Source organism: Halomonas caseinilytica (genome assembly GCF_001662305.1).
In the GTDB taxonomy this organism is placed as follows: Bacteria; Pseudomonadota; Gammaproteobacteria; order Pseudomonadales; family Halomonadaceae; genus Halomonas; species Halomonas caseinilytica.
Window position 1 is genome coordinate 39845 of the sequence record NZ_BDEP01000014.1, and the last position, 21218, is coordinate 61062.

At 64.7% G+C, this 21218-nt stretch carries 22 protein-coding genes; 10 read left to right on the forward strand and 12 right to left on the reverse strand.

The genetic code is table 11. The features are described from left to right. Positions 1-56: 56 nt before the first annotated feature. Both A9O65_RS07890 and thiS read right to left on the reverse strand, forming a co-directional pair. Positions 57-854, reverse strand: coding sequence for a thiazole synthase (locus tag A9O65_RS07890; RefSeq protein ID WP_064701814.1), 798 nt, complete (start codon positions 852-854; stop codon positions 57-59). Positions 855-1005: 151 nt separating this feature from the next. Beyond that, positions 1006-1206, reverse strand: coding sequence for a sulfur carrier protein ThiS (thiS, locus tag A9O65_RS07895; protein WP_064699837.1), 201 nt, complete (start codon positions 1204-1206; stop codon positions 1006-1008). Between the two features lie 101 nt (positions 1207-1307). On the opposite strand from thiS, the gene A9O65_RS07900 reads away from it, so the two are divergent. Then, on the forward strand, positions 1308-1691 hold the full coding sequence (locus A9O65_RS07900) for a DUF423 domain-containing protein (protein ID WP_064701895.1): 384 nt from the start codon (positions 1308-1310) through the stop codon (positions 1689-1691). Between the two features lie 17 nt (positions 1692-1708). Here the strand turns inward: A9O65_RS07900 and A9O65_RS07905 are convergent, their stop codons facing one another. After that, positions 1709-2122, reverse strand: coding sequence for a PaaI family thioesterase (locus A9O65_RS07905; protein WP_064699838.1), 414 nt, complete (start codon positions 2120-2122; stop codon positions 1709-1711). A gap of 102 nt (positions 2123-2224) precedes the next feature. Further along, on the reverse strand, positions 2225-4399 hold the full coding sequence (locus A9O65_RS07910) for a malate synthase G (protein WP_064701815.1): 2175 nt from the start codon (positions 4397-4399) through the stop codon (positions 2225-2227). 239 nt (positions 4400-4638) lie between these two features. Between A9O65_RS07910 and A9O65_RS07915 the strand changes: the two genes are divergently transcribed. Together A9O65_RS07915 and A9O65_RS07920 are read left to right on the forward strand one after the other, a co-directional pair. After that, positions 4639-5619, forward strand: a complete 981-nt coding sequence (locus tag A9O65_RS07915) for an alpha/beta hydrolase (protein WP_064699840.1) — start codon at positions 4639-4641, stop codon at positions 5617-5619. After that, on the forward strand, positions 5616-6101 hold the full coding sequence (locus A9O65_RS07920; protein WP_249260703.1) for a hypothetical protein: 486 nt from the start codon (positions 5616-5618) through the stop codon (positions 6099-6101). Before A9O65_RS07915 ends, A9O65_RS07920 begins: the two co-directional genes overlap by 4 nt. Positions 6102-6238: 137 nt before the next feature. Here A9O65_RS07920 and A9O65_RS07925 read toward each other — a convergent pair whose 3' ends face one another. Beyond that, positions 6239-7744, reverse strand: coding sequence for a YifB family Mg chelatase-like AAA ATPase (locus A9O65_RS07925; protein WP_064701896.1), 1506 nt, complete (start codon positions 7742-7744; stop codon positions 6239-6241). Between the two features lie 93 nt (positions 7745-7837). Then, positions 7838-8182, reverse strand: coding sequence for an accessory factor UbiK family protein (locus tag A9O65_RS07930; RefSeq protein WP_064701817.1), 345 nt, complete (start codon positions 8180-8182; stop codon positions 7838-7840). A gap of 294 nt (positions 8183-8476) precedes the next feature. Between A9O65_RS07930 and A9O65_RS07935 the strand changes: the two genes are divergently transcribed. From A9O65_RS07935 to glnK, 3 genes are all read left to right on the forward strand, one after another. Further along, positions 8477-8815, forward strand: a complete 339-nt coding sequence (locus A9O65_RS07935) for a P-II family nitrogen regulator (protein ID WP_013330858.1) — start codon at positions 8477-8479, stop codon at positions 8813-8815. 45 nt (positions 8816-8860) lie between these two features. Further along, positions 8861-10102 (forward strand): ammonium transporter, encoded by a 1242-nt coding sequence (locus A9O65_RS07940; RefSeq protein ID WP_064701818.1) that lies wholly within the window; start codon positions 8861-8863, stop codon positions 10100-10102. A 150-nt stretch (positions 10103-10252) separates the two neighbouring features. Then, complete coding sequence (glnK, locus tag A9O65_RS07945; protein ID WP_064699844.1) at positions 10253-10591, forward strand: P-II family nitrogen regulator; 339 nt, start codon at positions 10253-10255, stop codon at positions 10589-10591. A 166-nt stretch (positions 10592-10757) separates the two neighbouring features. Here glnK and A9O65_RS07950 read toward each other — a convergent pair whose 3' ends face one another. After that, complete coding sequence (locus A9O65_RS07950) at positions 10758-11534, reverse strand: ferredoxin--NADP reductase (RefSeq protein ID WP_064699845.1); 777 nt, start codon at positions 11532-11534, stop codon at positions 10758-10760. 145 nt (positions 11535-11679) lie between these two features. Between A9O65_RS07950 and A9O65_RS07955 the strand changes: the two genes are divergently transcribed. Both A9O65_RS07955 and A9O65_RS07960 read left to right on the forward strand, forming a co-directional pair. Continuing rightward, positions 11680-12606: a LysR family transcriptional regulator gene (locus tag A9O65_RS07955; RefSeq protein ID WP_064699846.1), complete on the forward strand. Its 927-nt coding sequence runs from the start codon at positions 11680-11682 to the stop codon at positions 12604-12606. A 176-nt stretch (positions 12607-12782) separates the two neighbouring features. Next, positions 12783-13274 (forward strand): hypothetical protein, encoded by a 492-nt coding sequence (locus A9O65_RS07960; RefSeq protein WP_064701819.1) that lies wholly within the window; start codon positions 12783-12785, stop codon positions 13272-13274. Positions 13275-13298: 24 nt separating this feature from the next. Here A9O65_RS07960 and speE read toward each other — a convergent pair whose 3' ends face one another. Further along, positions 13299-14159 (reverse strand): polyamine aminopropyltransferase, encoded by an 861-nt coding sequence (speE, locus tag A9O65_RS07965; protein WP_064699848.1) that lies wholly within the window; start codon positions 14157-14159, stop codon positions 13299-13301. Positions 14160-14243: 84 nt separating this feature from the next. After that, positions 14244-15308, reverse strand: coding sequence for a uroporphyrinogen decarboxylase (hemE, locus tag A9O65_RS07970; RefSeq protein WP_137055260.1), 1065 nt, complete (start codon positions 15306-15308; stop codon positions 14244-14246). Between the two features lie 129 nt (positions 15309-15437). On the opposite strand from hemE, the gene ribA reads away from it, so the two are divergent. Together ribA and A9O65_RS07980 are read left to right on the forward strand one after the other, a co-directional pair. Further along, entirely contained in the window at positions 15438-16073 is a 636-nt protein-coding gene (gene ribA, locus A9O65_RS07975) for a GTP cyclohydrolase II (RefSeq protein WP_064699850.1), read from the forward strand. Positions 16074-16197: 124 nt separating this feature from the next. Beyond that, positions 16198-16488: a hypothetical protein gene (locus tag A9O65_RS07980; protein WP_064701820.1), complete on the forward strand. Its 291-nt coding sequence runs from the start codon at positions 16198-16200 to the stop codon at positions 16486-16488. Positions 16489-16575: 87 nt separating this feature from the next. Here A9O65_RS07980 and A9O65_RS07985 read toward each other — a convergent pair whose 3' ends face one another. The 3 genes from A9O65_RS07985 to dxs all read right to left on the reverse strand — a co-directional run bounded on the left by A9O65_RS07985 (position 16576) and on the right by dxs (position 21215). Next, a complete protein-coding gene (locus A9O65_RS07985) occupies positions 16576-18129 on the reverse strand; it encodes a Na+/H+ antiporter NhaC family protein (RefSeq protein ID WP_064699852.1) in 1554 nt (517 codons plus the stop codon). A 235-nt stretch (positions 18130-18364) separates the two neighbouring features. Beyond that, positions 18365-19135, reverse strand: coding sequence for a co-chaperone DjlA (djlA, locus tag A9O65_RS07990; RefSeq protein WP_064699853.1), 771 nt, complete (start codon positions 19133-19135; stop codon positions 18365-18367). 127 nt (positions 19136-19262) lie between these two features. Then, positions 19263-21215 (reverse strand): 1-deoxy-D-xylulose-5-phosphate synthase, encoded by a 1953-nt coding sequence (gene dxs, locus A9O65_RS07995; RefSeq protein ID WP_064701821.1) that lies wholly within the window; start codon positions 21213-21215, stop codon positions 19263-19265. Positions 21216-21218: the final 3 nt, after the last annotated feature.

Sequence of the window (21218 nt, forward strand, 5' to 3'; positions counted from 1 at the left end):
CACTAGGTCGAAAAGCGGCATCGGAAAACCGAGCCGGCAAACAGGATCGCGTCGGTTCAGGCGTTGATACGGCCCGCCATGGGCGACGATGCCTCGGCTTCCCGGCGACGCGGCATGCGGCCAGCCAGGAAGGCCTCGCGCCCGGCGCTGACCGCCTGTCGCATGGCACTGGCCATCAGCACCGACTGCCGGGCATGGGCGATGGCGGAGTTCATCAGCACGCCGTCGCACCCCAGCTCCATGGCCTGGGCCGCTTCGGAGGCGGTACCGATACCGGCATCGATCAGCACCGGCACATTGGCCTGCTCGATGATCAAGCGAATGTTGTAGGGATTCTGGATGCCATGACCGGAGCCGATCAGCGAGCCGAGCGGCATCACCGCACAGCACCCCAGGCGCTCGAGCTCGCGGGCGACGATAGGATCGTCACTGGTGTAGACCATCACATCGAAACTATCGTTGACCAGCGTCTCGGCGGCGGCGAGGGTCTCCACGACATTGGGGTAGAGCGTCGATTCATCGCCCAGCACCTCGAGCTTGACCAGGTTGTGACCATCCAGTAGCTCCCGGGCCAGGCGGCAGGTACGCACCGCATCCTGGGCGGTGAAGCAACCGGCCGTGTTGGGCAGCAGGGTATAGCGCTCCGGGGAGACCACATCGAGCAGGTTGGGCGCCGATGCATCCTGCCCCAGATTGGTGCGGCGAACCGCGAAGGTCACCACTTCGGCCCCGCTGGCGGTGATCGCCGCACCGGCCTCGTCGAAATCGCGATACTTGCCGGTGCCCACCAGCAGTCGGGAACGGAATTCACGGCCGGCGACCCGCAAGGGCGTGTCCTGGATGAAATCGGTCATGCGTGTCTTTCTCCTATGGCGCAGGGACAGCGCTGATGTGTATTGCCAGTGAAGATGGGGTACACCAGTACATGAGGATGTTGACCGGGCTCGCGCACGAGTGCCGCTGGCAGCCTGGAGTTCGCTCGCCGCACGGAAGCCGTCTTACCCCTCAGCCTCCGCCGATGGCATGGACGATCTCCACTCGATCCCCATCCGCCAGACGCGTATCACCGTGGATACTCTTCGGCACGATCTCCTCGTTGACCTCCACGGCAATACGGCGACCGGTCAGGCCGAGGGTATCGACCAGCTGGGCCACCGACATCTCGCTGTCCAGATGTTTCGCTTCGCCATTGAGATGGATCTGCATGGCATCCTCTTGCATCTTTGGCTATGGCTGTAGCAGGCCCCTATTGTAGCGCCTCAGCCTCGTGGCGGGTACGGTAAGGCGTCATCGATGGAGGATCCATGATGCATGACCGACCCTGGTGGTTGACAACGGCGCTGTCCGGCGCCCTGATGGTGATGATCGGCGCCCTGGGCGCCCATGTCCTGGCGGCGGAGCTGACGCCCCGCCTGATGGCTGCCTTCGAGACCGGCGTGCGCTACCAGGCCTGGCACACCCTGGCGATGCTTGGCGTGCTGGCCTGGCGAGCGACCTTGCCCTTGCCCGGTCAACGCCTGGTGCTGGCCCTCTGGGCGGCCGGTATGCTGCTGTTCTGCGGGTCGCTTTACGGTCTGGCACTCTCCGGTATGGACTGGCTCGGGCCACTCACCCCGATGGGAGGCCTGCTGCTGATACTCGGCTGGCTGACGCTGGCCGGCGTCGTGCTGCGAAACCGCTCGAAAGTCTGACCCCCGGGCGGTGCGCCTCAGTCACTGTCGGGCAGTGCATAGGTTGCCGTCACCAGTGCCACCGGCGCCTCGTCCCCAGCGGAGAACAACTGTACCTCGCCGACGGCCAGGCGACGGCCCAGCTTGAAGATTCGCGCATTGGCAATGAGGTCACGGTCACCTCGGGCCCGCCTCAGGAAGCGACAATGCAGGTCACTGGTGACCGCCATCGGCTCCGGCCCGATCTGCGCCAGGATCGCCACGTAGAGACAGACATCGGCCAGCCCCATCATGGTCGGCCCGGAGACACAGGCTCCGGGCCGCAGGTGCTCGTCCTCGATGGCCAGACTCATGGTGGCGCGCATCTCATCGACACCCTCGATGGTGCCGGCCCGTTGTGGAAAGACCTCATCGAGAAACTCCTCGATGGCAGTGGCGGACATCACGGTCATGGGGCTCTCCCTGCGACGGTTGCTCGAGCATTGGCCCCAAGATAGCCCAGCTACCGGCAACGAGCACCAGGATATCCCGCCAACCGCACGGCCCGCCGCCGGTCAGGCTCCCTTGTGGACCGCACGCCAGTGGTGCAACAGCGGCTCCGTATAGCCGGCAGGCTGCTCGAGCCCCTTGAAGATCAGATCGGAGGCGGCCTGGAAGGCGTGGGAGGCCGAGAAGTCGGCACTCATCGCCGTATAGGACGGATCGCCAGCATTCTGCTCGTCGACGACCTTGGCCATGCGCTCCAGGGTATCCCGCACCCGCGCCTCATCCACCACGCCATGGTGCAGCCAGTTGGCCACGTGCTGGCTGGAAATCCGCAGGGTCGCGCGATCCTCCATCAGGCCGACATCATGAATGTCCGGCACCTTGGAGCAGCCCACACCGTGCTCGACCCAGCGCACCACATAGCCAAGAATGCCCTGACAGTTGTTATCGAGCTCCTGCTGGATCTCGTCGTCGCTCCACGCCGGGTGCTCGGCCACTGGTACGGTCAGCAGCTCGTCCAGGCAATCGGGTTCCCCCTGGGCCTCGAGTTCGCGCTGCACCTCGGCCACGCTGACCTGGTGATAATGCAAGGCATGCAGGGTAGCCGCCGTGGGAGATGGCACCCAGGCGGTGTTGGCACCGGCCTTGGGATGGCCGATCTTCTGCTCGAGCATCGCCGCCATCAGATCCGGCATCGCCCACATGCCCTTGCCGATCTGCGCATGGCCGCGCAGCCCGCAGGCCAAGCCGGTCTGGACGTTGCTCCGCTCGTAGGCGCCGATCCAAGCGCTGTTCTTCATGTCACCCTTGCGGATCATCGGACCGGCCTCCATGGTGGAGTGCATCTCGTCGCCGGTACGATCGAGGAAACCGGTGTTGATGAACACCACGCGCGAAGCTGCCTCGGCGATACACGCCTTGAGGTTCACCGAGGTCCGGCGCTCCTCGTCCATGATGCCCATCTTCAGGGTATCGCGGGTCATGCCCAACAGGTCCTCGACGCGCGCGAAGAGCGTATCGGCAAAGGCCACTTCCTTCGGGCCGTGCATCTTGGGCTTGACGATGTACACCGATCCTTCGCGGGAATTGCGCGGCTCTCCCTCGCCCTTCGCGAGGTCGTGCAGGGCGATCAGGCTGGTGACGACAGCGTCGAGAATGCCCTCCGGCAATTCATTGCCATCGGCATCGAGTACCGCCGGTGTGGTCATGAGATGGCCGACATTACGAACGAACAGCAATGAGCGTCCCGGCAGGGTCACGTCGCCACCCGCGGGATTGCGCCAAGTACGATCATCATTGAGACGACGCGTGAAGGTCTTGCCCCCCTTGTCGATCTGGGCCTCCAGGTCGCCCTTCATCAGGCCCAGCCAGTTGGCATAGACCTCGACCTTGTCTTCGGCGTCCACCGCCGCCACGGAGTCCTCGCAATCCATGATGGAAGTCAGCGCCGCCTCGACGACCACGTCCTTGACGCCGGCGGGATCGGTCTTGCCGATGGGGTGGCCGGCATCGATCTGGATCTCCAGATGCAGGTCGTGATTGACCAGCAGGACCGCGTCGGGCGCCTCGGCCTCGCCCTGGTAGCCCACCAGCTTGCCGGGTTCCTTGAGACCGGTCTCGCGGCCGCCCTCCAGGGTCACGACGAGATGGCCATCGCGCAGCGCATACTTGACCGCCTCACCATGGGAACCGGTCGCCAGGGGCGCGGCACGATCCAGCACGCCCCGGGCATAGGCAATGACTTTCTCGGCCCGCTTGGGGTTGAAGCTCTCACCGCGCTCGGCGCCATCCTCATCGGCGATGGCATCGGTGCCGTACAGGGCATCGTACAGGCTTCCCCAGCGCGCATTGGCGGCGTTCAGGGCATAGCGGGCATTGTTGACCGGCACCACCAACTGCGGCCCCGCCTGCACGGCGATTTCGCGATCGACATTGGCCGTGGTGACCTCGACATTCGCCGGCGCCTGGGCCAGATAACCGATCTCCTCGAGAAAGGTACGATAAGCCGCCATGTCACGCACCGGCCCTGAATGCTCGCGGTGCCAGGCATCGAGTTCGGCCTGCAGGCGGTCACGTTCGGCGAGTAGTTCGCGGTTCTTCGGTGTCAGATCATGAAAGAGGGCATCCACGCCGGTCCAGAAGGCCTCGGGATCGACACCGGTTCCCGGCAGGGCCCGTTCGTTGATGAAACGGTCCAGCTCGGCGGCCACTTGAAGGCGATGGCGGGTAATGCGTTGGGTCATGGGTCGTTCTCCTGATGCGTGGCAGCTCGGCGCCCCCTGGCACCGATCGGCCGGACAGCGAAGGGTGACTGCTCCTGAATAATTTTGTGGAAAATTATTCCACATGTAAAGCCAAGGAAGGCGCACCTCGTCTCGATATCGACCAAATGACGAGACGTGGCCAGCGCTTTTCCCTCGATAACATGACTGGCTCCGCCGCTGCCATGACGCTAGCATGGGCGAGTACAGCAGAGGATGCGATGAGCGACTTCACTCCCTTACAGGCACTTGGCCCCATTGCACCGGCCGAGCAAGCCGGCCAGGCGCTGGAATGCTACCTGGACCATTATGGCCTGAGTCCGTTGCTCGCCGAGACGACGGACCTTCACGTCGGCTACGTAGATACCCACGGCTTCCGGCTGTGGACCCAGGTCTGGACCCCGCGGGAGCCCATCGGCACGGTCTGGGTCGTGCACGGCTACTATGACCATCTGGGACTCTACCGCCACCTGCTCGAATGCCTGCTGGAGCGCAATTGGCGTGTCGTGCTGTGGGACCTGCCCGGACATGGTCTCTCCAGCGGCCCCCGCGCCTCCATCGGCGATTTCGACGAGTACGGCGCCTGCCTGAGCGACCTGTGCCGAGAACTCGAGTCCCGCGGCCTGGCCGCCCCTCCCCGAGTCGGTGTCGGCCAGAGTACCGGAGCGGCAATACTGGCCACCGATGCCCTGGCGCGAGGCGACGACGGCCACTGGCAGGGCGTGGCCCTGCTGGCCCCGCTGGTCCGACCCTGGGGCTGGTCGCAATCCAGCTGGCTGCACCGACTGGTGGGCCCCTTCGTACGCTCGGTGCCACGCCGCTTCCGCGCCAACTCCACCGACAGCGACTTCGCTACCTTCCTGCGCGAAGGCGATCCATTGCAACCGGACCGCCTGGCCATGGAATGGGTCGATGCCATGCGCCGCTGGATGCCCCGACTGCTGGCCCTTCCTCCCAACCGCGTGCCCACCCTCATCCTGCAGGGCGAGCAGGATTCGACCGTGGACTGGGAATGGAATCTCGACGTGCTCGACCGCAAGTTTCCCAATGCTGAAATCTGCCGACACCCCGAGGCCCGGCACCACCTGGTCAACGAAGCCGAACCGATACGCCGCACGCTGTTCGCGGACCTGGCGCGCTTTCTCGCCGACCTGGAGGAAGGCTTCGAGGCTCAGCCCCCCGAAAGGCGCCGATGTTCATGAACGCTCGCACACTGATCTGCCTGGCACTGTTGCTCGTCCTCGCCGGCTGCACCGCCGCCCCGGAACGCCCCAAGACCGTTCGGCAGGCGCTGCTCGGGCTCGGCGAGCGCGCCGCCGAGCAGGTAGCCGCCTCGCCGGCCCTGCCCAAGCCCACCACCGATCAGGTGCTCCTGCTGGCCATGCCGAAGGTCGACCCCGAACTGGGCCTCTCCGACGAGCGACTGATGGAAAGCCTGACCCGCGCCCTGCTGGGGCTCGACGATAGTCCTCAGGTACTCGACTGGCGACCCGCTCTGGGCGATGGCGCAGGCGACAATCAATGGCGCCTGGAAAGCCGTCTGAATGCCTCGGCCCCGCGACTGCAACTCTCCGACCGGGAGTTGCTGCCCTACCGCTTGACCCTGACCCTGCGACGCCCCGGCGGCGAGCAGCCGCTCTGGCAGGCCCATATCGACGGCGCCCTCGACGCCACGGCGCTATGAGCCAACGATTTCACGGCCGTTGGGCCAACTCACCGACGGGAAGACTTCCCCACGTCAGCGGGGCCGCGCCTTCATCACCCCGCAAATCGGCGAGTCACTGACACGCCTCTCGGTGATCAGAGGCGGCATCGTCCAGGTCAGCCACCCTTGAGCAACCGATCGAGCTGACGATAGCCGATGGCCTCGATCAGGTGTTCGCGGGCCGGCTGCGGGGCGCCGGCCAGATCGGCGAGGGTCAGCGCCACCCGCAGCACTCGATGGAAGGCGCGTGCCGAGAGTTGCAGCCGCTCCAGCACTTCGGCCAGCCAGGCACGGTCCTCGCCGCCCAGCGCGCAAGCGGCCTCCAGGTCGGGTCCCGCCAGGTGGGCATTGAGCGCCCCTCTCGCCCACTGGCGCTCGCGTGCCGCCAGAACCCGCTCGCGCACCATCGCCGAATCCTCGCCCGGCTCCCGCGAGGTCAACTGCTCCGCCGGCAGCGCCGGCACTTCCACCTGCAGGTCGATGCGATCCAGCAGCGGCCCCGAAAGCCGTGCCTGATAGCGCTGGATCTGAGCAGCCGTGCAATGGCAGGCCTGGCGCGGATCGCCGAGATGACCGCAGGGGCAAGGGTTCATCGCCGCCACTAGCTGAAAGCGCGCTGGATAGCGACGCTCATGGTTGGCTCGAGCGATGTGGATCTGTCCGGATTCCATCGGCTCGCGCATCACTTCCAGCACGTGCCGCGAGAACTCGGGCAGTTCATCGAGAAACAACACGCCATGGTGCGCCAGGGAGATCTCCCCCGGCTTGGGGCGAGAACCCCCGCCGACCAGCGCCACGGCACTCGCGGTATGGTGTGGCGCCCGAAAGGGACGACGCCCCCACTGCTCGGCCAGCGGCAGGCCACTGACCGAGCGTATCGCCGCCACTTCCAGGGCTTCGTCCTCGCCGAGCGGCGGCAGGATGCCGGGCAGGCGGCTGGCCAGCATGGTCTTGCCGGTACCGGGCGGGCCGGCGAACAGCAGGTTGTGCCCACCCGCCGCGGCGACTTCCAGAGCTCGACGCGCCTGGTGCTGGCCCCTGACCTCACGCAGATCTGGCTCCGCCGCGTCACGGCGTGGCGGCGTTCGCAGCCGGTGGGCAGTAATGGGTTCCTGTCCGAGCAGATGGGCCACCACCTCCAGCAAGTGCTCGGCGGGCAGGACTTCCAGATCGCCGGCCAGGGCCGCCTCGTCGGCGTTGGCTCGGGGCACGATCAAGCGACGCCCCGCTTGCCGGGTGGCCATGGCCAGCGGCAGCACACCGCTCGCCGGGCGCAGACCACCGTCCAGCGCCAACTCCCCCACGCACTCCACATCCGCCAGCGCCTCAGGGGGAATCTGACCGGACGCGACCAGCAGTCCCAGCGCAATGGGCAGATCAAAACGCCCACCGTCCTTGGGCAGGTCGGCGGGCGCTAGATTCAGGGTAATACGCCGCAGCGGAAACTCGAAGCCGGCATTGACCAGGGCGCTGCGCACCCGTTCCCGGCTTTCCTTGACGGCTGCCTCCGGCAGCCCGACCAGCGTAATGCCCGGCAGGCCGTTGGCCAGGTGTACCTCGACAAGCACCTCGGGTGCCTCCAGGCCAAGGCCCGCCCGGGTGCGAATGATCGCCAGTGTCATCGGCATTCCCTCGCGCCACTGTTGTTGCTCGGTGCGACATCCTTGTCGCGCCTTCTTCAGGCTAGACCAGAGGCACAGGGCACGCCCAGGGTTTCATCGTCCGGTTTCGCCGGCGCCGGCGTCCGCCTCGGGAGAGTCGATGTCCGCCGCAACCTCGCGGACTTCTTCGGCATCTTCGTCGGTGGCAGCCGCCGGTGTGTCCAGGGCATCTTCCAGGGCGGCGACCTGCTTCTCCAGCGCCTCGACCCGCCCTCGCGTGCGCTGCAGGACATCCATCAGGATGTCGAAATCCTCACGCGAAACGAGTTCGAGGCGGTCAAAGGCGCCTTTCACGACCTGCTGCACGCCTTTCTGTACCTCTTCCGGGGCCTGGGAGGCGCCTTGCAGGCGCTCACCGATCTGCTGGGCCAAGCGGCTGATACGGTCCTGGCTGACCATACTGCTTCTCCTGAATGGATGGTGGGGAAAACCTTCTGACAGGATACGCAAGGCGTCCTTTCACCGCATTCCTCTCGTCCGCCACCTTATGGAGCATTGCGCCGCCACCCAGGCACCAATCCAGTGCATGGACCTTCTCCGTACTGCACGCGGCGCGTTCAGCAACACCTCGCGCTTTTCACAGACTCATGAAAAATCAGGATTATCCCGTCACCTGGCACGATTCGCGCTTCATCAGAACAACGATGCACCGCGTGGCAACGTGCCGCGCCCACCGAACAAGGGAGTACCGGGATGAAGCTGATCACCGCCGTTATCAAGCCCTTCAAGCTCGACGACGTCCGCGAGGCGCTCGCCGACAACGGCGTTCAAGGCATCACTGTCACCGAAGTCAAGGGCTTCGGTCGCCAGAAAGGCCACACCGAACTCTATCGCGGCGCCGAGTACGTCGTCGACTTCTTGCCCAAGGTCAAGGTCGAGGTCGCCGTGGACGACGACCGCCTGGATACCGTGCTGGACGCCATCTGCAATGCCGCCAACAGCGGCAAGATCGGCGACGGCAAGGTCTTCGTGACCCCGCTGGAAGACGTCATCCGCATCCGCACCGGCGAGCGTGGCGCCGACGCCGTCTGATCGCCGACCGCCTTCCTGCCTGTTCCCGATACGGAGACATTCGTCATGACAGAGCTCGCTTACGCGCTCGACACCTTCTACTTCCTGGTCTGCGGTGCCCTGGTGATGTGGATGGCCGCCGGTTTCTCGATGCTCGAGGCCGGCCTGGTCCGCTCCAAGAACACCGCCGAGATCCTGACCAAGAACATCGCCCTGTTCGCCATCGCCTGCACCATGTACTTGTTGGTCGGCTACTACCTCATGTACTCCAGCAGTGCCGGCGGCGTCCTGCCCAGCCTGGGCTTCCTGCTGGGGGGCGAGAATTCCGTGGACGCAGTGCTGGCCGGCGGTGACGACGCCCCCTACTACTCCGCCCGCGCCGATTTCTTCTTCCAGGTCGTGTTCGTGGCCACCGCCATGTCGATCGTCTCCGGCGCGGTCGCCGAGCGCATGAAGCTGTGGGCCTTCCTGATCTTCGCCGTGATCCTGACCGGCTTCATCTATCCGGTATCCGGTTACTGGACCTGGGGCGGCGGCTGGCTGGCCGAGATCGGTTTCTCCGACTATGCCGGCTCCGGCATCGTGCACCTGGCCGGCGCCTCCGCCGCCCTGGCCGGTGTGCTGGTCCTCGGCCCCCGCAAGGGCAAGTACGGCAAGGACGGCACCATCTACGCCATTCCGGGCGCCAACATGCCGCTGGCGACACTGGGTACCTTCATCCTGTGGCTGGGCTGGTTCGGCTTCAACGGCGGTTCCGAGCTGAAGGTGTCCGACGTGACCTCCGCCAACAATATGGCCCAGGTCCTGGTCAACACCAACGCGGCCGCCGCCGGTGGCGTGATCGCCGCCTTGATCCTGGCCAAGGCCTGGTTCCGCAAGGCCGACCTTACCATGGCTCTGAACGGCGCCATCGCCGGCTTGGTCTCCATTACCGCCGACCCGCTGTCGCCCAGCGCCCTGGGCGCTACCCTGATCGGCGGTTTCGGTGGCCTGCTGGTCGTTGTCTCCATCGTCTGCCTCGACAAGCTGAAGCTCGACGATCCGGTCGGTGCGATTTCCGCTCACGGCGTGGTCGGCATCTGGGGCGTCCTGGCCGTTCCGTTGTCCAACGGCAGCGCCAGCTTCGGCGCCCAGATCATCGGCATCTTCGGCATCTTCGCCTGGGTGTTCGTGGCCAGCCTGATCGTCTGGCTGATCCTCAAGACCGTCATGGGCATCCGGGTCAGCGAGGAAGAAGAATACGAAGGCGTCGACCTGACCGAATGCGGCCTCGAAGCCTATCCCGAGTTCAATGTCGCCAAGGCATGAGGCGATCCCGAGTGAGCTGGCGTGCTCCTGCTGGCCCCCGCAAGGGGGCCTTTTTTATTCTATTCGCTGCGGGTGTATGCTCTGTCACAATGAGGCCAGCAAGGACGGCGTGCGTCGCCGTCGGCACACGAACCATGCGAGGACAAGACCATGAAACTGGTGACCGCCATCATCAAGCCGTTCAAGCTCGACGACGTACGTGAATCGCTCTCCGAGATCGGCGTCCAGGGCATCACCGTCACCGAGGTCAAGGGCTTCGGCCGCCAGAAGGGCCACACCGAGCTCTATCGCGGTGCCGAATACGTGGTCGACTTCCTGCCCAAGGTCAAGCTCGAGGTCGCGGTGGACGACGACATGACCGAACAGGTCATCGACGCCATCACCCAGGTGGCCAATACCGGCAAGATTGGCGACGGCAAGATCTTCGTCACGCCGCTCGAACAGGTCATCCGCATCCGTACCGGCGAGACCGACAAGGACGCGGTGTAATCTCAGGAAGGAAAGAGGAAAGCCAGACTCAACCTCACAACCGTGAGTTCTTAGGGTTTTCTTCCCTCTTTCAGCGGTGCAGCCGCGTTCTTCAGACTTCCAGCCCGGACAACGTCCGGGCATTTTTCCAACTCACGGCTCACAGCTCCCGGCGCAGCCGAGTGGCTTACTTCTCGACGAAGGCCCGTTCGATGACGTAATCGCCCGGGTCGCCCATGCGCGGCGAGATGTTGAAACCCAGCTCGTCGAGCAGGGCACTGGTTTCGTCGAGCATCGCCGGACTGCCGCAGATCATGGCGCGATCCTGTTTCGGATCGATGGTCGGCAGGCCGGTATCCTCGAACAGTTTCCCCGTACGGATATGATCGGTCAGGCGACCGGTGGTGTGGAACTCTTCCCGCGTTACCGTCGGGTAGTAGACGAGCTTTTCGCTGATCTCCTCGCCCAGGTACTCATGCGCGGGCAACTCCTTGGAAATGAAGTCGGCATAGGCAAGTTCACTGACGGTACGCACACCATGGACCAGCACGATCTTCTCGAAGCGCTCGTAGGCCTCGGGGTCCTGGATCAGGCTCATGAACGGCGCCAGCCCCGTGCCGGTGGACAGCAGGTAGAGGTTGCGGCCCGGCAGCAAGTCGTCAGTGACCAGCGTACCGGTGGGCTTGCGGCTGACCATGATCTTGTCGCCGACCTGAAGATGCTGGAGCCGCGAAGTCAAGGGACCGTCCGGCACCTTGATGCTGAAGAACTCGAGATGATCCTCGTAGTTGGGGCTGGCGACGGAGTAGGCGCGCATCAGCGGCTTGCCCTCCACCTCCAGGCCGATCATCACGAACTGGCCGTTCTTGAAGCGCAGGCTACGCTCGCGGGTGGTACGAAAGCTGAACAGCGTGTCGTTCCAGTGATGCACGCTGAGGACTTCTTCCTCGGCAAACTTGCTCATGTCGGCTCCTACATATTCCAGAAGCGCATATGTGCGCCATTCACTCTTTGCAACTGATTCTAAGGAAGGCCAGAATATCTGTTAAATGGATTGTATGGATAAAGCTTATCTATACTTTGAATAGAAATGCTCTGGAGCCAGTCGAATGCGCTATACCCTGCGTCAGCTCGAGGTCTTCGTGGCCGTGGCCCAGCACGAGAGTGTCTCCCGAGCCGCCCGCGCCCTGGCACTCTCCCAGTCGGCGGCCAGTACCGCCCTGGCCGAGCTCGAGCGACAGTTCGACTGTCGATTGCTGGACCGCATCGGCAAGCGGCTCAAGCTCAACGCGCTGGGCTTCCAGCTACTTCCCAAGGCCGTGGCGCTGCTCGACCGCGCCGAAGAGGTCGAGGAGTTGCTGCGCGGGCAGCAAGGCATCGGCACTCTGGACGTAGGGGCCACGCTGACCATCGGCAACTATCTGGCCACCTTGCTGATCAGCGACTTCATGCAGCGCCATCCCGGCAGTCGCGTCCGCCTGCAAGTCCGCAACACCCGCACCATCATCGAAGAGGTGCGCCAGCATGAGCTCGACCTGGGGCTGATCGAGGGTCAGTGCGAGGAGGACGATGTCATCACTCAGCCGTGGGTGGAGGACGAACTGGCGGTGTTCTGCTCACCGCGCCACCACTTGGCAAACCAGGGACCGGTGGAACTGGATCGCCTGCTGCGGGAGGCCTGGATCATGCGCGAGCAAGGCTCGGGTACTCGCCTGACGCTGGAACAAGCCGCTCGCCACCGCCGCGGGCGCTTCAACACCCTGCTGGAACTGGAACACACAGAGGGCATCAAGCGTGCCGTCGAATCGGGGCTGGGCATCGGCTGCGTCTCCAAGCTGGCCCTGCGCGACGCCTTCCGTCGTGGCAGCCTGGTTCAGATCCCGACGCCCGATCTGGACCTGAGTCGCCAGTTTGCCTTCATCTGGCACCGTCACAAGTACCTGGCCACCGGCATGCGGGAATTCCTCAAGCAGTGCCGACACATGACGGAGGGCATTCGCAGCAGCGACCAGATCGATCTGCCCTATTACTCCTGAGGCCACCATTGCACGCGATCATGCAACGCGGGAGACGGCTCTTGGCGACACCCGGCGTCGGCCTTCGCGGACACTGCCCTGCCGTCGCCGTCTAGGGTAGGATGCGGGCTCACCGGCAAGGAGCGCCGGCGCAACCTCGGCCCCCTAACCGCCGACGCTATCCGGAGGACTCGAATATGCGGCAATTCTTCTTTCCACACCGTCCCCTGCCGCGACGCACCCTGTTGTTCTGCCACGCCATCATCCAGCTCGGCCTGCTGGTAGCCGGCGGCCTGTGGCTGGCGCCACGCACCCCCTGGCTCGCCGATACCACCTGGCTGGCCGCCTGGCCGCCGCTGGCACTCGGGGCCGGCATGCTGCTGCTGGCCATGATCGGCGTCCGCCTGCTCGCCGAGCTGTGGCTGCTGCCTTACCACCTGGCGGGCCTGCGCAACGGCTTCGCCCCGGGCGATGTGGTCACCCGATCCTTCGATCGGCGCCCGGCCGTCCACGACGCCGAACGCGCCTGGACATCCTCGGCCCGCCCGGTCTCGATGGACGATGAGGTCATCGGCAGTGCCCGCGTCGCCCGGCCGGCATCGACCCGGCGCCGGGGGGGCGATGAACCGACCCTGACGCCGGGTGACGGCGAAGCGGAGCCCGCTTCCCGCCACGAGCCGCGACTATAGCGATACCGCCGGCGGCACCGGTGCTCAGTCGAACGCTCGTCGCATGAAGGGCGGCAGCGCCAGGGCTCCCCGGTGTATCTCAGCGGTGTAGTAGTCGAGCGGCAGATCAGCCTCCCGGGCGTCGCGCTCACGGAAGTCATTCACCTCGCAGCCCTTGCCGGCCAGGGTGACGCTCCACCATCCGGAAGGATAAACGGGCTGCGGGAACGGCAGGGTCGCCACGCTGCCGAAACCGGCCTCGCGCATGTCACGGCGCAGCTCCCGGATGATCGAACCGCTGTGGTAAAGCGGCGACTCACTCTGCTGCACCATCACCCCACCGGGACGCAGGATGCGATGGCAACGGCGCAGGAAGTCGGTCGTGAACAGGCCTTCTGCCGGCCCCACCGGGTCGGTGGAATCGATGATCAGCACATCGACGCTCTCGGCCTCTGCCTCGTCGACCCAGCGCACGCCGTCGGTAAAGGCCAACTCGGCGCGGGGATCGTCGTTCGACTCGGTCAGGGAAGGGAAGAAGCGCTCGGCGGCCCGGGTCACTTCCTCGTCGATGTCGATCTGGGTCACTTTCTCGACACCGGGATGGCGCAGCACTTCACGCAGCGTACCGCAGTCACCGCCGCCGATGATCACCACGCGCTTCGGATCGGCGTGGGTGAAAAGCGCAGGATGCGCGATCATCTCGTGATAGAGAAAATTGTCGCGATCGGTCAGCATCACGCAGCCATCCAGCACCAGGAGGTTGCCGAATGTCTCGGTGGCGTAGACCTCGAGATGCTGGTAGTCGCTGCGCACCTCATGCAACTTGTCGGTCACCTTCAACGCGAAGGCACTGCCCTGGCTGTCGAAGACTTCGGTGAACCAGCCGGAATCAAGAGACGTGCTCATCATGGATCCTCGAGGTAACGAATGGTGACGGGCCACGCATGCATGTTCGCGACGGCCCGCAAGATAGGATGATCCGGTGCGCCATCATCCCCGATGATAGGCAGGACTCAACTCGTGCAGGGCCTCGATGAAAGCCGTGACGCGCTCGGGATCGGTGAACTGGCTGATACCATGCCCCAGGTTGAAGACATGGCCAGGTCCCGTGCCGTAGCTGTCGAGGATCCGCGCCACTTCGTCACGGATCGCCCGGGGATGGGCGAACAGCACATTGGGATCCAGGTTGCCCTGAAGCGCGACACGCTGTCCGACCCGTTCCCGGGCGCCGGCAAGCTCGGTACTCCAGTCCAAGCCCAGCGCATCGGCACCGGACGCCGCCTGCGCCTCGAGCCACTGGCCACCGTTCTTGGTGAACAGGATCACCGGCACGCGCCGCCCCTCGCGCTCGCGGATCAAACCATCCACGATCTGCTTCATGTAGCGCAGCGAGAAGGCCTCGTAGGCCGGTGTCGACAGCGCCCCGCCCCAGGTATCGAAGATCTGCACGACCTGGGCACCGGCGCGAATCTGGGCATTGAGATAGTCCGTCACCGCCCGTGCCAGCAGGTCGAGCAACCGATGCATGGTGTCCGGCGTGTCATAGAGCATGGCCTTCACATGGCGGAAGTCCTTGCTCGAGGCACCTTCCACCATGTAGGTAGCAAGCGTCCAGGGACTGCCGGAAAAGCCGATCAACGGCACACGCCCATTCAGTTCGCGACGGATGGTCGCGACGGCGTTCATCACGTAATCCAGGTCGCGTTCGACATCGGGCAGACTGAGGGCTTCCACCGCTTCGGCCGTACGGACCGGCTTGCGGAATTTCGGCCCCTCACCGGTCTCGAAGTACAGGCCCAGCCCCATGGCATCGGGGATGGTCAGGATGTCCGAGAACAGAATGGCGGCATCCAGCGGGTAGCGCTCCAGTGGTTGCAGCGTCACCTCGCAGGCCCTGTCACGGTCACGACAGAGGTCCATGAAGCTGCCCGCCTGGGCACGCACTTCGCGATATTCCGGCAGGTATCGGCCTGCCTGGCGCATCATCCAGACCGGCGTGCGGTCCACGGGTTGACGCGCCAGGGCGCGCAGCAGGCGGTCGTTCTCGAGTTCCATGCGTTCGCTCATCCACGGAAAATGTGGCCGCCATTGTAACTCATCAGACCCGACCGTGAGCCTGACTCACCTTCCTGATAGAATGAAACCATCCCGACGGCCACGCCCGGTCCTTCATCGAGGTACATCGTGACGATTCGCTACATCGCCGCTTCCCGGCTACCCACACCCTGGGCCACCTTCACCATGCACGGTTTCGAGGACGAAGCCACCGGCAAGGATCACGTCGTCCTCACCCTGGGCGATGTCGCCGACGGCCAGCCCGTGCTCGGCCGCGTGCACTCCGAGTGCCTCACCGGCGACGCCCTGTTCTCGATGCGCTGCGATTGCGGCTATCAGCTCCAGGAGGCGCTCAAGCGCATTGCCGAGGCGGGCCGAGGCGTGTTGCTCTACCTGCGCCAGGAAGGCCGCGGCATCGGCCTGCTCAACAAGATCCGTGCCTACCATCTCCAGGACCAGGGTGCCGACACCGTCGAGGCCAACGAGCAGTTGGGCTTCTCCGCCGACCTGCGCCGCTACGACCTCTGCCTGCCAATGCTCGAACACCTGGGCATCAATTCGCTCAGGCTGATGACCAACAATCCCCGCAAGGTCGAGGCCCTGACCCGGGTCGGCGTGGACGTGGTCGAGCGAGTCGGCCTGACCACGGGACTCAATCCGCACAACGAGCATTATCTGTCCACCAAGGCCGGCAAGCTCGGTCACATGATGGCACTGGGCGATTTCACGCCGGCCGACGCCGTGGATATAGAACGAAAGCCCTGACAGCACCCCCCGAACGATATAAATAGCCTGTATCGATCGCATCGATCGATATATTTCTCTGGTCTCACACTTAGCTCGCTAATAGAATGCATGTTATCAAAACATCGCAAGCGAGGTACCCGAGATGAAAGCCAAACTGATGACCGCCAGCCTGCTGCTCGCCGCCCTGCCCCTGGCCGCCCAGGCAGATCACGCTACCGAGCGGACCCTGCAGTTCAGCGAGCCGCTGTCCGCCGTCAGCCAGCATGCACCGACGGCTCAGGTCCAGGCAGATGCGTCTTCCGATCTCGTCGCCGAAGGTGGTAGCGACGCCATGGCCAAGGCCCGTCTCAAGCTGCGCGCCCAGCAGCAACATGAGACAGACATCGCCGTGACAGGCGATCCCCTGGCGCCGGCTCGAAAAGCCACCACCTGAGCCAGGCACTGAAGCACTGGTGCTTTTGCCCCGACGCAAAAAGGCCCCTCTCAGAGGGGCCTTTTTCATGCACGATAACAACTCGGTTCAATCGGCAAGTGCCTTGTCACGCGACCGGGTCCCACCCCAGAGGGAGCGCAGCACGACGGCGGTCACCACGAGTACCACGGCACCCGCGAGGCCGCCGATCAAGGCGCTATCGGTCAGGCCGGCGATGAAGAAAGCCAGGATGCCGGCCAGCCCGGCGCACATCGCATAGGGCAGTTGCGTGCGCACATGATCGATATGATCGCAGGAGGAGCCTGCCGAGGAGAGAATGGTGGTATCGGAGATCGGCGAGCAGTGATCCCCGAAGATGCCACCACTGAGTACCGCGGCGATGGCCAGCGACAACGACAGGTCCATGGCCATCGCCACCGGCATGGCAATGGGGATCATGATCGCGAAGGTCCCGTAGGACGTGCCGGTGGTAAAGGCAACCAGGGCACCGATCAGGAACAGCAGTACCGGCACCAGGCTCGGCGCAATGTTCGCCTCCGCCAGGGTCACCAGATAATCGGCGGTTCCCAGCTCCGAGGTCACGCTGCCGATCGACCAGGCCAGCGTCAGGATGATGTAGACCAGCGTCATGCTCTTGATCCCGGAGACGACGATATCCATGGACTCGCGGAAATTGAAGAGCTTCTGCTGCATGCCCATGACCAGGCCGACGACTACCGCCACGAAGGTGGCAATCAGGATCGACAGGCCGCCATTGGCCTCACCCACGGCGGTGACCAGACCATTCTCGGGATAGTTGCCGGTCCACAGGAACATCGGCGGAATCATCAGCACCAGCACGGCGATCGGCACCAGCATGTTGCGCTTGCGTGCCTGGGCCTCCGGAATCACGTCCATCTCGGCAACCTCCCGGTCGGAAGGCGGCGTGGCATCCTTGGCCAGTACTTCTCCGGTCGTCCGGGCGCGATGTTCGGCACGCGCCATGGGGCCGAAATCCCACTGGGTGATGACGATGAAGGCGATCAGGCCAAGTGCCAGCCAGGCATAGAAGTTCAACGGGATGGAAGAGAGATAGATCAGGTACTCGGAACCGTCCACCCCCATCGAGGTCAGCTGCGTGCCGATCAGCCCCATCACGAAGACCACCCAGGTGGACACCGGACCCAGCAGGCACATGGGAGCCGACGTCGAATCGACGATGTAGGCCAGCTTTTCACGGGAGACCTTCATTCGATCGGTGATCGGACGCATCACGCTGCCCACCGTCAGGGCATTGAAGTAGTCCTCGAAGAAGATCAGCACCCCCAGGCCCAGGGTCGCGCCCTGGGCGCCGCGGCGCGAGGCAACTCGCTCGGAAATGGCTCGGGCGATGGCCTGGGCACCGCCGGTGCGCTGGAGCACCGTGATCAGCACACCGAACAGGCCACAGTAGATCAAGACGGTGACGCTCCACTCATCCCCCACGCTTGGAATGATGAAGTCGTTGAAGCTGGCATAGAGGCCAGCCGCCGGATTGCCACCGCTGAGCATGGTGGCACCCAGCCAGACGCCGCAGAACAGCGCTGGTATCACGTTGCGCGTCACCAGCGCCAGCACGATGGCCAGCACGGGCGGCAGGAGGGAAAACAGACCGAAAGACATCTGGGGTCTCCTTGGAATTCTTGTCGATCACCGCAAGAACGCCTCGGAATCGCTTGGCCGGACCGAGGCAGGGCGACGTCCCCACCGGGACGGCGGGTCGCCGCGCATCCTATGCCGGCCCAAGCGCCCCGGCAACCGTCATGTCACATTCCGGAAAGCGTGGGCTCTGATGAAGAAAGAAGACGAAGGCCTGGTCTGACAAGTGTCCGTAAAGGCCGCTTCGCCGCCAGCCCCCTCAAGCAGCATCGGCGGAACGTGCCTTGCGAATACGCTCGTAGGCATTGCCGATCTCGCTGGTGCGCTCCTTGGCCATCTCGCGCATATTCTCCGGCAATCCCTTGGCGGCCAGCTTGTCGGGATGATTCTCGCTCATCAGGCGGCGATATTGACGCTTGATCTCGGCATCGCTGGCCTCGGACGACACGCCCAGTACCTGGTAGGCATCTTCCAGCGACACTTCATGCGTGGTGCCGCCGCCTTCGGCCGCGCCTCTCAGCATGGCCTCGATCTGGGCAATCTCGGCCTCGGAGCAGCCCAGCCCGCGCACCACCCGCATCAGCATGTCGCGCTCGGAGGGATGAAGCTGACCATCGGCGGCGATGGCCGCAAGCTGCACCTGCAGGAACACCTGCCGCAAGGCCGGCTGGCTGCCCACGATCTGGCGGATCTTGGCCAGTTCCGCCTCGAGGTCGAAGTCCTCGCGCTTGCCACGGGTGAAATCGGCCCGCGCCTTGGCACGCTGTTCCTCACTCAGTCGCAGGCGATCCCACAGTTGCCGGGAGGCATCGAGCTCGGCCTCGGATACCCGGCCATCGGCCTTGCACATGCACCCCATGACCGCGAAGGTCGATTCGAGAAACTGCGCCTGCACCCCGGCCAAGCGGCCCAGCATGCTCCGGCGCAACCGCCGGACGAGCCAGTAGCCAAGGCCGCCCCCGATCAACAGGCCCAACGGACCGCCGACCAGAAAACCCAGCAACCCACCAATCAGCACCATGGCCAGCATGTCGACTCCTTGAAGCACGTCTCGCAAAGATGGCGGGGAGCATAGCACCCCGGAAAGAACCGACGCGATGCGGCTGGCGTCTTCGACTGCCGTCGAGAGACGCCGTTCATCGTGGGGCGCATGCCCCTCAGCCGAGGCGGCGCTTGATCGAGGCCTCGATCCCGTCGGCGTCGAGCCCACACTCGACGAGCAACTCCGCCGGCTTGCCGTGCTCGACGAAGGCATCGGGCAGCCCCAGGTGGAGCAGCGTCGTCCGGCGTCCTTCCGCTGCCAGCAGCTCACCGACACCGCTACCGGCGCCACCAGCCACCACGTTTTCCTCCAGGGTCACCAGCAGGTCATGTTCGTCGGCCGCCGCCAGCACCGCCTCACGATCCAGCGGCTTGACCGACCGCATGTTGAGATGGGTGGCATCGAGGCGCTCTGCCACCTCGGCGGCAGGACCGTTGAGGCTGCCGAAGGCCAGCAGCGCCACCCGAGGGCCATCGCCGCCGGCACGGCGACGCACCTCGGCCTTGCCGATCGGCAGCGCCTCGAGATGCTCGGGAATCTCCGAGCCGGGACCGGTGCCGCGCGGATAACGCACGGCAGCCGGCCCCGGATGATAATAGGCGGCACTGAGCAACGCACGGCACTCGGCCTCGTCGGCAGGCGCCAGTACCACCATGCCCGGTACGCAACGCAGGTATGCCAGATCCAGCGCCCCATGGTGGGTAGGGCCATCCTCGCCCACCACACCGGCACGATCGATGGCGAAGGTCACGTCCAGATCCTGCACCGCCACGTCATGGATGAGCTGATCGTAGCCGCGCTGCAGGAAGGTGGAATAGATGGCCACCACCGGCTTCATCGCCTCGCAGGCCAGACCGGCCGCCAGGGTCACCGCATGCTGCTCGGCGATCGCCACATCGTAGTAGCGTTCCGGGTACTCCTGGGAGAAGCGGACCAGATCCGACCCCTCGCGCATGGCCGGGGTGATGCCGATCAGGCGGTCATCCACCGCCGCCATGTCACACAGCCAGTCGCCGAAGACGTTGCAATACTTGCGCGGCTTCGGGCGCGATATATCGTTGCGCGGCGTCGGTCCCACTGGCTCGCTCGGCTTGAGCGGTGGCGGCGTATTGCGCTTCTTGTCGGGCTCGCCCTTTTCCAGCTTGGTGATGGCGTGATAGCCGATCGGATCGGCCTCGGCGGGCAGGAATCCACGCCCCTTGCGCGTCTTCACGTGCAGGAACTGCGGACCTTCCATATCGCGCATGTTGCGCAACGTCTGAACCAGGGTCGGAAGATCGTGACCGTCGAGCGGACCGATATAGTTGAAGCCCATCTCCTCGAACAGCGTCGCCGGACTGACCATGCCCTTCATGTGCTCTTCGGTGCGTCGGGCCAGCTCCAGGGCACCGGGGAGATGCGACAGCACCTTCTTGCCGCCTTCGCGCATGCTGGTGTAGGGCTTGCTGGTCAGGATCCGCGCCAGGTAGCTGGCCATGCCGCCGACATTCTCGGAGATCGACATCTCGTTGTCGTTGAGGATCACCAGCAGATTGGCATCCACATGGCCAGCATGCGCCAGGGCCTCGAAGGCCATCCCGGCGGACAGGGCGCCATCGCCGATCACCGCGCAGACCCGGCGCTCCTCGCCGCGGGTACGTGCGGCCAGCGCCATCCCCAGGGCAGCGGAAATGGAGGTGCTCGAATGTCCCACGCCAAAGGTGTCGTACTCCGACTCGCTGCGGCGCGGGAAGGCCGCCAGACCGCCGAACTGGCGGATCTGCTGCATCGCTTCGCGGCGGCCGGTGAGAATCTTGTGTGGATATGCCTGATGGCCCACGTCCCAGACAAGGCGGTCATGGGGCGTTTCCAGGGCATGATGCAGTGCCACCGTCAACTCCACGACACCGAGCCCGGCACCGAAATGGCCGCCGGAGACGCCCACGCTGTAGAGCAGATACGCCCTCAGTTCGTCGGCCACCTGCGCCAGCTGGGCCTCGTTCATGGCACGCAGCGCGGCCGGTGTTTCCAAGGTGTCGAGCAACGGCGTAGCCGGGCGCTCGACCGGAATGTCATCGAACAGCTTCATGTT

Excerpts from the sequence above, each read along its gene's own strand:
- A9O65_RS07890 (WP_064701814.1), bottom strand. The coding sequence starts at position 854 with ATGACCGATTTCATCCAGGACACGCCCTTGCGGGTCGCCGGCCGTGAA.
- thiS (WP_064699837.1), bottom strand. The coding sequence starts at position 1,206 with ATGCAGATCCATCTCAATGGCGAAGCGAAACATCTGGACAGCGAGATG.
- A9O65_RS07900 (WP_064701895.1), top strand. The coding sequence starts at position 1,308 with ATGCATGACCGACCCTGGTGGTTGACAACGGCGCTGTCCGGCGCCCTG.
- A9O65_RS07905 (WP_064699838.1), bottom strand. The coding sequence starts at position 2,122 with ATGACCGTGATGTCCGCCACTGCCATCGAGGAGTTTCTCGATGAGGTC.
- A9O65_RS07910 (WP_064701815.1), bottom strand. The coding sequence starts at position 4,399 with ATGACCCAACGCATTACCCGCCATCGCCTTCAAGTGGCCGCCGAGCTG.
- A9O65_RS07915 (WP_064699840.1), top strand. The coding sequence starts at position 4,639 with ATGAGCGACTTCACTCCCTTACAGGCACTTGGCCCCATTGCACCGGCC.
- A9O65_RS07920 (WP_249260703.1), top strand. The coding sequence starts at position 5,616 with ATGAACGCTCGCACACTGATCTGCCTGGCACTGTTGCTCGTCCTCGCC.
- A9O65_RS07925 (WP_064701896.1), bottom strand. The coding sequence starts at position 7,744 with ATGACACTGGCGATCATTCGCACCCGGGCGGGCCTTGGCCTGGAGGCA.
- A9O65_RS07930 (WP_064701817.1), bottom strand. The coding sequence starts at position 8,182 with ATGGTCAGCCAGGACCGTATCAGCCGCTTGGCCCAGCAGATCGGTGAG.
- A9O65_RS07935 (WP_013330858.1), top strand. The coding sequence starts at position 8,477 with ATGAAGCTGATCACCGCCGTTATCAAGCCCTTCAAGCTCGACGACGTC.
- A9O65_RS07940 (WP_064701818.1), top strand. The coding sequence starts at position 8,861 with ATGACAGAGCTCGCTTACGCGCTCGACACCTTCTACTTCCTGGTCTGC.
- glnK (WP_064699844.1), top strand. The coding sequence starts at position 10,253 with ATGAAACTGGTGACCGCCATCATCAAGCCGTTCAAGCTCGACGACGTA.
- A9O65_RS07950 (WP_064699845.1), bottom strand. The coding sequence starts at position 11,534 with ATGAGCAAGTTTGCCGAGGAAGAAGTCCTCAGCGTGCATCACTGGAAC.
- A9O65_RS07955 (WP_064699846.1), top strand. The coding sequence starts at position 11,680 with ATGCGCTATACCCTGCGTCAGCTCGAGGTCTTCGTGGCCGTGGCCCAG.
- A9O65_RS07960 (WP_064701819.1), top strand. The coding sequence starts at position 12,783 with ATGCGGCAATTCTTCTTTCCACACCGTCCCCTGCCGCGACGCACCCTG.
- speE (WP_064699848.1), bottom strand. The coding sequence starts at position 14,159 with ATGAGCACGTCTCTTGATTCCGGCTGGTTCACCGAAGTCTTCGACAGC.
- hemE (WP_137055260.1), bottom strand. The coding sequence starts at position 15,308 with ATGGAACTCGAGAACGACCGCCTGCTGCGCGCCCTGGCGCGTCAACCC.
- A9O65_RS07980 (WP_064701820.1), top strand. The coding sequence starts at position 16,198 with ATGAAAGCCAAACTGATGACCGCCAGCCTGCTGCTCGCCGCCCTGCCC.
- A9O65_RS07985 (WP_064699852.1), bottom strand. The coding sequence starts at position 18,129 with ATGTCTTTCGGTCTGTTTTCCCTCCTGCCGCCCGTGCTGGCCATCGTG.
- djlA (WP_064699853.1), bottom strand. The coding sequence starts at position 19,135 with ATGCTGGCCATGGTGCTGATTGGTGGGTTGCTGGGTTTTCTGGTCGGC.
- dxs (WP_064701821.1), bottom strand. The coding sequence starts at position 21,215 with ATGAAGCTGTTCGATGACATTCCGGTCGAGCGCCCGGCTACGCCGTTG.